This is a genomic window from Cohnella panacarvi Gsoil 349, assembly GCF_000515335.1.
Taxonomy (GTDB): Bacteria; Bacillota; Bacilli; order Paenibacillales; family Paenibacillaceae; genus Cohnella; species Cohnella panacarvi.
In genome coordinates this window covers 1,505,907-1,518,014 of record NZ_KI911563.1, presented here as the reverse complement: position 1 = coordinate 1,518,014, position 12,108 = coordinate 1,505,907, and the positions used below count along the sequence as shown (strand labels likewise).

General features: G+C 53.6%; 9 protein-coding genes. 6 read left to right on the top strand and 3 right to left on the bottom strand.

Annotation, left to right across the window (positions count from 1 at the left end; genetic code table 11):
- Positions 1-9: 9 nt before the first annotated feature.
- The 4 genes from COHPA_RS26065 (at position 10) to COHPA_RS0107315 (ending at position 4,012) form a co-directional block, all read left to right on the top strand.
- Complete coding sequence (locus tag COHPA_RS26065) at positions 10-1,416, top strand: HNH/ENDO VII family nuclease (protein WP_027085545.1); 1,407 nt, start codon at positions 10-12, stop codon at positions 1,414-1,416.
- Positions 1,417-1,436: 20 nt separating this feature from the next.
- Entirely contained in the window at positions 1,437-1,862 is a 426-nt protein-coding gene (locus COHPA_RS0107325) for an SMI1/KNR4 family protein (protein WP_035120279.1), read from the top strand.
- A 448-nt stretch (positions 1,863-2,310) separates the two neighbouring features.
- Positions 2,311-3,708, top strand: coding sequence for a hypothetical protein (locus COHPA_RS26060; RefSeq protein WP_027085543.1), 1,398 nt, complete (start codon positions 2,311-2,313; stop codon positions 3,706-3,708).
- Between the two features lie 13 nt (positions 3,709-3,721).
- Complete coding sequence (locus tag COHPA_RS0107315) at positions 3,722-4,012, top strand: hypothetical protein (RefSeq protein ID WP_027085542.1); 291 nt, start codon at positions 3,722-3,724, stop codon at positions 4,010-4,012.
- 129 nt (positions 4,013-4,141) lie between these two features.
- On the opposite strand, the gene COHPA_RS0107310 is transcribed toward COHPA_RS0107315, so the two are convergent.
- The 3 genes from COHPA_RS0107310 to COHPA_RS0107300 form a co-directional block, all read right to left on the bottom strand.
- The gene (locus COHPA_RS0107310) at positions 4,142-5,017 is read right to left on the bottom strand and encodes an SDR family oxidoreductase (protein ID WP_027085541.1); all 876 of its coding nucleotides are present in this window, start codon (positions 5,015-5,017) and stop codon (positions 4,142-4,144) included.
- Between the two features lie 350 nt (positions 5,018-5,367).
- Positions 5,368-6,768, bottom strand: a complete 1,401-nt coding sequence (locus COHPA_RS0107305) for a SpoVR family protein (protein ID WP_027085540.1) — start codon at positions 6,766-6,768, stop codon at positions 5,368-5,370.
- Positions 6,769-7,364: 596 nt separating this feature from the next.
- Positions 7,365-7,655, bottom strand: a complete 291-nt coding sequence (locus tag COHPA_RS0107300; protein ID WP_027085539.1) for a DUF1294 domain-containing protein — start codon at positions 7,653-7,655, stop codon at positions 7,365-7,367.
- Between the two features lie 180 nt (positions 7,656-7,835).
- Here COHPA_RS0107300 and helD point away from each other — a divergent pair, with 180 nt between their 5' ends.
- Both helD and recQ read left to right on the top strand, forming a co-directional pair.
- Entirely contained in the window at positions 7,836-10,181 is a 2,346-nt protein-coding gene (helD, locus tag COHPA_RS0107295) for an RNA polymerase recycling motor HelD (RefSeq protein ID WP_027085538.1), read from the top strand.
- 21 nt (positions 10,182-10,202) lie between these two features.
- Positions 10,203-12,047 (top strand): DNA helicase RecQ, encoded by a 1,845-nt coding sequence (recQ, locus tag COHPA_RS0107290; protein WP_027085537.1) that lies wholly within the window; start codon positions 10,203-10,205, stop codon positions 12,045-12,047.
- Positions 12,048-12,108 lie beyond the last annotated feature (61 nt).

Sequence of the window (12,108 nt, the reverse complement as noted above, 5' to 3'; positions counted from 1 at the left end):
GGGTTCGGGATGTCTCAGATTAAGATACACGTGAACGATGTGCGGGCCGAGAACAAGGCGTTCAAAAGAATGATCGGGAGGATCGGCGACGAGAGAGATGAGCTATCTTCGATACGCCGTAGATTGGACGGCGATATTACCCGGAGGCGGAACATCGACTCGCGGATGAGTCAAGCAGGGTCAAAACTCAATGACGTACAAACCCGGCTTCAAGCGTTGTATCATTTTATTGAATACGGAATGGATGCCTACATACAAGCGGACGATATAGCAAGAGATCACCCGTTCGAGAAAAAGAAGAAAAAGTCGATATGGGATAAGATCGGAGGCGCCATCAACGCGGCGACGGACGGAGTAACAGGGTTCGTGGAAGGGGTAGCGGAAGCGGTGATCGGTACCGTCGAGGGCATCTTTAACATGATTGCCCATCCGATTCAGACGATTCAAGGACTCGTGTATGTCGTGACGCACCCCGTGGACGTGGCCGTTGGAATATGGACCGCGGTATCCGAATCGTGGAACAACGACGTCGTGAACGGAGACGCTCAGAGTCGCGGCAAATGGTTCGGACGGATGATCGGCGAAGTCGCGCTCGCAGCCGTCGGAACGAAAGGCGTCGATAAGATCGGCAAGCTGGTCAAGGGATCGAAGATTGTCCAAGAAGCCGCGGGCGTACGGATCGTACCTGATGCCCTGAGAAGCAGGCTTCCGGGTGGGAAATGGCAAACGGGTTCCCCAGGGAAACCGGAAGTTGAGGGAACCTCGTTACATTTGCCGAGAGAAGAGAAAGTAAAGCCCCCTAGGTCCAACAACCCTGATGAGGAGATTAAGAAGCGTGTACTTCAGAATATTGAGAGAAGTAAAACCGCCCGAGAATCTTCAAAATTCGATGAGTATTTAAGAAAAGAGAAGGAACTGCTTACGGAAATAGAGAAGAAGAAGGTTCTTGAGGGGACGGGTGAAACTGCTACCAAATTAAAAGCCGCAAAACTATCTTCTGAGAAGATTGATCTTGAGTGGTTGCCCGATAAATACACTGCCGTTGAAGTAAAAGGCGCTGTTAAAGTAGCAGGTAAAGAAGTAGATGTGTCAAGAAGGGTTTACCAAATCGAGATTGATAAAAATTATAATCCAAAAGATCCGAGTGCGGCTGGAATGAGCAATAAAGAACTCATGGAAAAAGGGAGAGCTCCTTATGTTATTAAGGATGGCGAAGAGAGCAGAGTAGAATTACACCATTTGATTCAAAGAGAGCCTGGCGGAATGGTGGAAATTGCCGAAACAACGCATGATAAATATAGTTCCGCTTTACATGGATTGGTAGAAGACGGCAATAGTTTTAGAAATGATCCTGATCTTGAAAAACAGTATAATAATTTTAGGAGCAATTACTGGAAAATGCGTGCAAATGAATAATGGGAAAGGGGCGAATATGCATGAACGAAACAATAAGTAAAATGATTGAGGAGTATTCCCAAGAGAAAGACTTCTTTGGAGAGGTATCTGAGGAAGAAATTCAGAGTGCCGAAAAAGCGCTTGGATTAAAATTCCCTCAAAAGTATCGGGGGTATGTAATAAATTATGGTTCTGGCGGGATATGTGGTGTTGAAATCTTAGGGGTTCAGGGTAAACTTGGTGCTTCAGTAGTAAAGGCAACAGAAAGATGGAGAAGATTGGGGTTAAGTGATGGCCTTATTGTGATTGAAGATTCGGGGGAATTTATAAGGTGTATGTATTCAGCCGATATTGGTGACGAAAAAGTTTATACTTGGGACAGAGGCGGGAAGAAATTGTCTGTGAGGTATGAAACGTTTGACGATTATGTTATAGATATGTTTCAGGAAGGGATCGATAATTTATAATGGATATGGCAGAGAAAATGCTTAAAGAAATTTTTAATTAAAAGGTGGGGCCGCTCAGTACCGAATGAATCCATCATTCATGCCGATACATTACACGGGTTGATTACGTTCAAATACTAAACATTCTGACTACCGAGAAAATCTCGGCAGTCTTTCTTTTTGTGTTTACTCGGATTGGCCCATCCATTGACTTTGTAAGGTTTGCCGCTCTTCATATGGGCCATATTGGAAGCTGCTTAATAGGCAGCCTTTGTTATTTGTCAAGACCTTTTCGAGGCCGGAAATAGACATTTCGCGACGCGAATTCGCCTTGTTCGAGCGTCTAATACCATTTCGAGGTCGTTTGCTGACATTTCGCGGCAATTCTATTTCAGGCGTGGATAGTTTTCCATATACTAGTAGCGAGAGTGAAGCGCTCCGGATTCGAGCAGACCGAGAGGGGGAAATTGTGCTGTCGCAGATTAAAATTCATGTGAACGACGTGCGGGCCGAGAACAAAGCGTTCAAGAGAATGATCGGCAGGCTCGGCGACGAGAGAGACGAACTCTCCTCGTTACGCCGTAGATTGGACAGCGAAATTACCAGGAGGCGGAGCATCGACTCGCGGATGAGTCAAGCCGGGTCAAAACTCAGTGATATACAAACCCGGGTTCAAGCGTTGTATAATTTTATTGAATACGGAATGGACGCATACATACGAGCAGACGATAAAGCTAGAGATCATCCGTTCGAGAAAAAGAAGAAAAAGTCGATATGGGATAAGATCGGAGGCGCCATCAACGCGGCGACGGACGGAGTAACAGGGTTCGTGGAAGGGGTAGCGGAAGCGGTGATCGGTACCGTCGAGGGCATCTTTAACATGATTGCCCATCCGATTCAGACGATTCAAGGACTCGTGTATGTCGTGACGCACCCCTTGGACGTGGCCGTTGGAATATGGACCGCGGTATCCGAATCGTGGAACAACGACGTCGTGAACGGAGACGCTCAGAGTCGCGGCAAATGGATCGGACGGATGATCGGTGAAGTCGCCCTGGCAGCCGTCGGAACGAAAGGCGTCGATAAGATCGGCAAGCTGGCCAAGGGATCGAAGATTGTCCAAGAAGCTGCGGGCGTACGGATCGTACCGGGAGCCTTGAGAGGCAGGGTTCCGGGGGGCAATTGGAAGCCGAGCACCCAAGGCAAACTGGAATTTGAGGGAATACCGTTACATTTGCCGAAAGAACAAAGTGTAAAGCCTCCTTCGATCAATAGACCTAATGCGGATATCAGAAAGCATGTACTTGAGAATAATGAGAAAAGTAAAACCGCCCGAGAGTCTTCAAATTTCGATGAGTATTTAAGAAAAGAGAAGGAACTACTTACGGAAATAGTGAAGAAAGAGGTTCTTGAGAGGAAGGGTAAAGGTGTACCTGAGATTAACCCTAAATATGCTACAGCAATTGATAACAAAGTAACAATTAAGGAACAAGTGGAACTACCAACATGGCTTAAAGAAACATATACTGATGGCCTATATCGAACAGTCATCACAAATGAAAGTATAACGTTATACCGTACTTTCGGTGGTAAGGCAGGAGAAGGTGGGGCTTTCGCTACTACGGTACCTGCTGCAAACAGAATAGGCAGTAAAATAGACTCTGCTCTTTTGCCGGAATGGAAAAATAGTAGACAGTATGAGGCAGTTATTGAAATACCCAAAGGTACAGAATTAAATATCGGTAAAGTAGAGCAACAAATGACACAGACAGGGACGGTTCTTAAAGGAGGAGGGGATCAAATTTTGCTGCCGCAAAATTGGCCGAATGAATGGATAAAAGAAATTAGGGAAGTCCCAAGCAGATAAGGAGGAGAAGGGTATGTCAAATAATGAAAAGCATGATAGGTTACATCTACAATTAAGAAAGGTATTAGCTCTATTAAAGGAGCAGTATATAACACAACCTACACCCATGCTCGAAATGATTATTTCACGTTATCAACATGCTAATGATATCTTGGAGAGCAGTAATCGCGAAGAACTGACAAGAGACATGTTTAAAATCAGTGGTTCAGCAAGGGCATATTTGGAATCGTATAGTGACTATATGAATCCAATGCTTGGTGAAATGGATAAGGCAGAGAATATGCTTAAAGAAATTCTTACTTAAAAGGTGGGGATACCCAGTGCCGAATGAACCTCAACGCTTGATTTTTATACCCTAAATAACGCTATGCCGATACATTACACGGGTTGATTACGTTCAGATACTAAACATTCTGGGGTGAGCCATTGCGGCTCACCCGTTTACGATTTCGCCGCCGTTGACGTGCAGCACTTGACCGGCTACGTAAGAAGAATCCTCGCTTGCCAAGTAGACGTACGCCGGGGCAAGCTCGGAAGGCTGGCCGGCTCTCGTCATCGGCGTGTCCGAGCCGAACTTGGCGACTTGCTCGGCGCCGAACGTCGAGGGAATCAGCGGCGTCCAGATCGGACCCGGGGCTACGGCGTTGACTCGGATGCCTTGGCCGATGACGTTAAGCGCGAGCGAGCGGGTGAAAGCGACGATCGCGCCTTTGGTTGCCGAGTAATCGAGCAACGTCGGGTTACCTTTGTATGCGGTGATCGAAGCCGTGTTGATGATCGTCGCGCGGGCGGACAGGTGAGGCAGCGCGGCTTGCGTAAGGTAGAACATGCCGAATACGTTTGTTTTGAACGTGCGCTCTAGCTGTTGGGGGGTAATCTGTTCAAGCTTGTCCTGGGGATGCTGCTCGGCTGCGTTGTTGACGACGACGTCCAGGCGTCCGAACGTTTTGATCACTTGGTCTATCGCGTAGTTGCAGAATCCTTGGTCGCCGATATCGCCGGATATCAGCAGAATTCGGCCGCCGGCGGCTTCGACGAGTTTCTTCGTCTCTTGAGCGTCGACTTCTTCGTTCAAGTAGACGATGGCGACTTTCGCGCCTTCCTTGGCGTACAGAATCGAGACGGCCCGTCCGATTCCGCTGTCTCCGCCGGTAATGATCGCGACTTTATCCTTGAGCTTGCCAGCGGGGCGATAGATCGGCGATTGCGCTTCGGGCAGCGGATTCATGTCCTTCTCGATGCCGGGCTGACGATCCTGATGCTGCGGAGGGAATGAAGTCGGGCGTTGCGGATTAGTTGGTGCGGTCATGCGAACACTCCTTTCGTTCTGAGGGTAGGGTATACAGGTTTGGCAGGAGTTAGTCATAGGGGTGAGATAGCTATTGGCACGAATGGAGGCTGGTAGCAAAATAACAACAAATTGCAGTTGTTTTGGGCTGTAGTTGTGGAGGCGCGAGAAATAACAACATTATGCATTTATTTTTGCGATAATGGCTTCGCACGACCGGAATGGACGGAAATAACTATCGATTGGTTGTTATTTCTACGGAATGGACGAGATCGGTAATAATAACTATCGATCCGCAGTTATTTCAACACAAAAAGGCAAAGCATCGGGATTTCCCCGCATGCTCCGCCTTTTTACACCCCATCCGCACCCTACGCGTTCTTCCTCGAAGTCTTCTTGCCATCGCAGCTGAACAGCACTTTTTTCTCGTCGACGATCGTCTCCAGATGAACCGGTTTACCCCATAACGTTACGAGATAAGGCAACGTTCGCTCAACGTATTTCAAATCGAGCTCGACTCCCTCGAACCGGTGCACGATGAACAGCTCGCCATTGCGTTGATAGTCGCCGTCGGTCACTTCCAAGAACGGGAAGCCTCCGTTCACGCGGGAGAACGCGAGCTGGTCGCGGATATTTTCCCACGTTTTATCGGTAATCTGCCATTCCGGGCCTTTCTTCTCGAAAATATACAGGTCAAGCTCCTCGACAAGCTCCTTGGTAAGGTAGTTGCGCAGGAACGAGATGTCCGAATCCAGCTCGCGCACCTCGAATATTTTCTCGTGTCCGTACTTGCGCTCGATGTCCTCGAAAATTTTCAGCCCGAGATAGTACGGGTTAAGCGAATGGCGCGAAGGCTGGACGACGGCGGAATTGAGCTTGGCGTATTCGATCGTCTCCTCGCTCGTCAGCGGGAGCTCCCGCATGATTTTCTGATGCCAGTAGGAAGCCCAACCTTCGTTCATGATCTTCGTCTCGATCTGCGGCCAGAAGTAGAGCATCTCCTCCCGAATGATGCTCATGATATCGCGCTGCCAGTCTTCGAGCTCCGGCGAGAACTCTTGAATGAACCAGACGATGTCCTTCTCCGGCCGAGGCGGGAACTTGCGCGATTCCGATGCGCCGTCGGCCTGCTTGGCCGCACGCGCCTCCGATTCCTCTAACTCCCACAAATCCGCGTATCTTGGGTCGATCTGCCGGGCGCCTCGTTCCTCTTTCAAGCGCTTGGTCTGGATTTCCGTATATTTTTTCTTGTCGAGTCCGTAAGGCTTGTGAATGCTCGGGTCGACGTGCTCCTGCACGGCCATGACCGCGTCGAGGAAACGCTCGACTTCGGCGGCGCCGTATTCGATCTCGTATCCGTTAATTCGTTCGGCGGCTGCCGACATGCTCTCGACCATGTTGCGGTTGGAGATGGAGAAGCGGGCATTGTTCTTGAAGAAGTCGCAGTGCGCGAGTACGTGGGCGACGATCAGCTTGTTCTGCACGAGCGAGTTGCCGTCGAGGAGGAAGGCGTAGCAGGGATTGGAATTGATGACGAGCTCGTAAATTTTGCTGAGACCGAGGTCGTATTGCATTTTCATCTTATTGAAGGTTTTGCCGAAGCTCCAGTGCGAGAACCGAGTGGGCATCCCGTACGCGCCGAACGTGTAAATGATGTCCGAAGGGCAAATTTCGTAACGCATAGGGAAAAAATCGAGATGAAAGCGCTCGGCAATCTCGGTAATCGCCGATATCGCTTCTTCCAATTGTTGTTGCTCCTGTTCGTGCGACATGCTTGGTCAAGCCCCCTGTCGATCGCGATAGATTTCACCACCTTATGTATATGAGGGAAGCGGCTGGAGCGTGACAGGTACAGGGGGAAAGTTAATTAGGATAGGAAGAAGGGGGAATGCGATTGTCATATTTGAGTTGCTTATGTTAATAAGGCAATAGAAAGACCGAGTGCTGTGAACACCCGGCTGAGTCGGAAGATTGGCGAGGTGGAGGCCGCGGAGGCGATCTGGATCGGAAGAGCGGGCAGAGATGGGGGCGCGGGAAGTTGCGAGTTTGATTGTCTGCAATGATGCAGTTAGTCCCGAACAAATAGATCGTAAATGCATGAACACCTGCGACAATACAGGTAAACGAACAATAAATCTTCCAATGGCCGAATAGCCGCTCCCAACACTGCACTTTTGCAGGTGTTTTTTCGTAACTACCCATGCGCTGGCGAGTAACTGTATGATTACAGGTTTTCCGAAGATCATGATCAGTGGAGTTATGGGACAAAGACGACGCTATTTCCGATGTCGAGTAACTGTATGACTACAGGTTTTCCGAAGAGAGCAATGACAAATGTGATGAATCCGATCCTTTATGCGATAGGCGATCATGTGTTCTCATGGTATGATAACAAAGGAAACCATCCCATCAACCATATAAAGCCGAACACGTTCCATGCCAGCAATAACGGCACGCCGATCGTGAAGCCGCGATGCTTCGTTTTGTGGCGGAACGCGTACATGCCGATCCAGGAACCGAGCGCGCCTCCGGCAAAGGCGATGAACATCAGCGTATTCTCGGGGGTGCGACGGGCGCGGCGGCGGGCCAGCGTCTTGTCGCGGCGCATGGAAGCGAAGCCGATCAGATTGAGCACGATAAAGTATGCGGCGATGATCAAGGGTAATTCCTCCGAACGATGTAAAATAAGAAGCGCCTCCGCATGCCTAACCGGCTGATTGGGGGGGCGTTCGTTCTGCTTACCCCTAATATAACGCGGCGTGACGGATTAGGTTGCACTCGGTATCCGCGCATGTTACAACAGAGATTACAATGTTATCGGTAAGGAGTGGACGTTCAAGTGGCAGAGCAGATGGCGCCTCGCGAAGAGGAAGAGCAGAGGCTTCGCGACACGCTGGAGCAAGTAAGCCGCAGGCTGCGCAAGGAGATGGCGCTCCTCGGGGAACGGCGCGACGACGTCGTCGGCATCCGCCAAGAGTTCTGGGACGACGTGCGGATGAGCTTCACCGATTCCACGGAAGTGGAGGAAACGTGGCGCAGCATCATGCAGCAGGCGGAGCTTCTCGCGGAGCGCGAGCGCAGCCACCGCGTCGCGTCGGAAGCGGTCGAGCGGTTGACGAAGCAGTTCGATTCGCCGTATTTCGCGCGGATCGATTTCGCGGAGCGGGGCGGCCCGGACGAAGTGATCTACATAGGAAGGGCGTCTCTTGTCGGGGAAGACGGGGACACGTTCTGGGTATACGATTGGCGCGCGCCGATCTCGAGCTTGTTCTACGATCACGAGCCGGGGCCGGCCGCTTACGCGATACCGGACGGCATCATGGAAGGCGAGCTGAAGCTGAAGCGCCAGTTCGTCATTCGCGCCGGGCAGATGAAGCATATGTTCGATACGTCGGAGACGGTCGGCGACGAGATTCTGCAGGCGGTGCTGTCCGAAGGCTCGGATACGTCTATGAAAAGCATCGTGGCGACGATCCAGAAGGAGCAGAACCGGATCATCCGCGACGAGAAGCACCGGATGCTCATCGTGCAAGGCGCGGCGGGAAGCGGGAAGACTTCGGCGGCGCTGCAGCGGATCGCTTATTTGCTGTACCGGTTCCGCGACACGCTAAAGCCGGATCAGATCATCCTGTTCTCCCCTAACCCGGTATTCAAGGGTTACGTGTCGCGCGTACTGCCGGATCTCGGAGAAGCGAACATGCTGCAGATGACGTTCCGCGAGCTGGTCGAAGCGAGGCTGGGCCGGAGGTTCGAAGTCGAGGACCTGTTCTCGCAGACCGAGGCGCTCGCTTCGATGGCGGGAACGGAGGGCGGCGAAGCGAGGGAACGTGCGGTAAGGTATAAGGGTTCGGAGCATTATTTCACGACCGTGGAAAATTATTTGAAGCGGCTGCAGACGGAAGGCGTCAAATTCCGACCGCTTCGGTTCCGCAATATGACGATCGCTTCGGCCGAGGAGATGGCCGAGCGCTTCTACGCCATCCAAGAGGCCGACGGGTTCGGCACCCGCGCCGCAGGCTTGCGAAGATGGTTGAACGAGCGGCTCAAAGCATGGATCGAATCGCAACTGGACGAACCCTGGCTGGAAGAAGCGGCGGAGCTCGCGGAGACCGAGGACGTGCAGCGAGCGTTCGTCGACGTGCGGAGAAGCGGCGGTTTCCATGACGACGCGTTCGACGACGAGGAGCAGATGAGCATCCGAATCCGCAGGCGTGCGGCCGAGGATGCGATCGCGCCGCTGATCAAAGCGGTACGGAGCTACCGGTTCATCGATCCCGTCGCGACCTATCATGAGCTGTTCTACAGCCGGTCTTTGTTCACGGCCTGCGCGCCGGACGGCTTGCTGCCGGCCGGGTGGGATTGGATGGCTTTGCGCGCGGAGGAGACGTTGGGCCGGAAAACGATCGACCATGAGGACGCGACTCCGCTCATGTACGTGGCCGAAGCGCTCGAAGGCTTCCGCCGCGTCGAGGGGGATATCTCTCATGTGTTCGTAGACGAAGCGCAGGATTACTCGCCGTTCCAGGCGGCTTACTTGCGCCGCCGGTATCCGCGTGCACGCATGACGGTGTTAGGCGATTTCAATCAAGCGATCTATTTGCAATCGCAGCAAAGCGGAGGCTTCGGCGGTTGGACGCGCCTTATGGCGCCTGAATATACGGCGGTATGGAAGCTCACGACGAGTTACCGCTCCACGAAACCGATCGTGGAATTTACGAAGAAGATTCTATTACCGGAGGATGCGGCAAGCATTAGGCCGTTCGAGCGCGCGGGAGAAGCGCCTGCGGTCGTCCCCTGCAGAGACGTCGCGCAGATCGGAGAGCGCGTCGCGGCGGCGATCGGGATACTAACGGCGCGGGGCTACGGCACGATCGGGGTAATCGCGAAGACTTCGAAGGAAAGCGGCGACGCCTACGCGTTGCTAAGCGAGAGGCTCACCGGAGAAATCGCGATTACGCACGTGACCGGCGTATCGGCGGAGCTTCCGAGAGGCGTGTCGGTTATTCCGTCCTACTTAGCCAAGGGAATCGAATTCGACGCGGTGCTCGTATGGGATGCAAGCGCCGATCGTTACGGCAGGGAGCAGGACCGCAAGCTGCTGTATACGGTGTGCACGCGCGCATTGCACGTGCTGAAGGTGTATTACGTCGGGGAGTCTTCTCCTTGGCTGCCGCTAGATGAGTAGAAACCGGGGAGAGCGAATGGGATGAACGCAGATTTCAAAGACGCCTTGCAGGCGCTTCGCACTTATTATGGTTATGACGCGTTCCGCGGCGGTCAGCGCACGCTGATCGAGGCGATGCTGCAAGGCCGCGACGTGCTGGGTATTATGCCGACCGGCGCGGGTAAATCGATCTGTTATCAAATCCCGGCCGTGCTGCTGCCGGGCGTAACGCTTGTCGTCTCGCCGCTCATCTCGCTGATGAAGGACCAGGTCGACGCGCTGAACGAGACCGGGATTCCGGCGACCTACATTAACAGCTCGTTATCGCTCGCGGAGACGAACGAGCGCATGCGGCAAGTGGCTGCGGGACGTTACAAGCTGCTCTATATCGCTCCGGAGAGGCTCGAGTCGGAGCATTTTCGAGCGCTCGTGCGCAAGCTTGAAGTGCCGCTCATCGCGGTGGACGAGGCGCACTGCGTATCCCAGTGGGGGCACGATTTCCGGCCGAGCTATATGACGATCGTCCGGCTGCTGCGCGACATCGAGTCGCGTCCGATTATGGCGGCATTCACGGCAACGGCGACCGACGTCGTGAAGGACGATATCGTCGAGCGATTGAAGCTAAGCGATCCGGTGCGGGTAACGACGGGGTACGCCCGCGACAATCTGACGTTGTCAGTCGTCCGCGGAGCGGACAAGCGGCAGTATATGAGCCATTTTCTGCGGGAGCGGCCAGGTCAGGCGGGTATTATCTATGCGTCTACCAGGCGCGAAGTCGATAGCTGCCACGCTTGGTTGAACGGGCTTGGCATCGCGGCGGGCAAGTACCACGCCGGATTGCCCGAGGAGGAGCGCGCGCGTACGCAGGATGCGTTCCAGCGGGACGACGTGCAGGTCATCGTGGCGACGAACGCGTTCGGGATGGGAATCGACAAGTCCAACGTCCGGTTCGTCATTCACCACAACATGCCGAAGAACCTTGAGGCGTATTATCAGGAAGCCGGACGCGCGGGGCGCGACGGAGAGCCGGGCGACTGCGTGCTGCTGTTCTCGCCGCAGGACGTCGTGACGCAGAAGTTCTTCATCGAGCAGAGCGAGGCGGACGAGGAGCGTAAGCGCAACGATTACCGGCTGCTGAACGAGATGGTGCAGTACGCCCATACGGGCGACTGCTTGCAGCTGGCGATCGTGCGGTATTTCGGCGAGGAGAACGGGGAGCCTTGCGGACGCTGCGGCAACTGCACGGACGACCGGGAGATGCTCGACGTGACGGACGAGGCGAAGCTGGTGTTCGGGTGCATTCACAAGATGCGCCAGCGCTTCGGCGTCACGATGGTCGCCAAAGTGCTGCGGGGCGCCAATGACGCCAAGCTCCGGCAGTTCGGCTTCGATAGCTTGGCGTATTACGGCAAGCTGAGCGGGCAGACGGAAAAAGCGATCGTGCAGTTGATCCAGTCGCTTGTCGGCGACGGGTATTTGCGGCTGACGGACAGCCAGTATCCGGTCGTGCAATTCACCGAACGCGTTCGGGATGTGATCGAGCAAGGCGAGCGCGTGTTCCGCCGGGTCGAACGGGAGCTTCCGCCCGAGCTGGCTCGCGGAGGAAGCGGCGGCAGGTCGCGGGGATCGCGTACTGGCGGAGGAGCGGGCTCGCGCGGATACTCGGAAGATCCGGCGCTGTTCGATGCGCTCCGGCAACTGCGCAAACGGATCGCGGACGGCGAGCGGCTGCCTCCGTTCGTTATTTTCCACGATGCCGTGCTTCAGGAGATGTGCCGCGTGAAACCGCGAACGGAGAGCGCGATGAGGGGCGTCAAAGGGATTGGAGAGGCCAAGCTTGCCAAGTACGGACAAGCGTTCCTGGAAGTGATTCGGGCACACACTTAAGGAATCGAATCCGCAAACCGACCTATCCAACGAGAGCACGGAAGATCAGGTTATCGTTCGT

Bases quoted from the DNA above. Each gene is read 5' to 3' on its own strand.
- COHPA_RS26065 (WP_027085545.1), top strand. From the start codon at position 10: ATGTCTCAGATTAAGATACACGTGAACGATGTGCGGGCCGAGAACAAG.
- COHPA_RS0107325 (WP_035120279.1), top strand. From the start codon at position 1,437: ATGAACGAAACAATAAGTAAAATGATTGAGGAGTATTCCCAAGAGAAA.
- COHPA_RS0107315 (WP_027085542.1), top strand. From the start codon at position 3,722: ATGTCAAATAATGAAAAGCATGATAGGTTACATCTACAATTAAGAAAG.
- COHPA_RS0107310 (WP_027085541.1), bottom strand. From the start codon at position 5,017: ATGACCGCACCAACTAATCCGCAACGCCCGACTTCATTCCCTCCGCAG.
- COHPA_RS0107305 (WP_027085540.1), bottom strand. From the start codon at position 6,768: ATGTCGCACGAACAGGAGCAACAACAATTGGAAGAAGCGATATCGGCG.
- recQ (WP_027085537.1), top strand. From the start codon at position 10,203: ATGAACGCAGATTTCAAAGACGCCTTGCAGGCGCTTCGCACTTATTAT.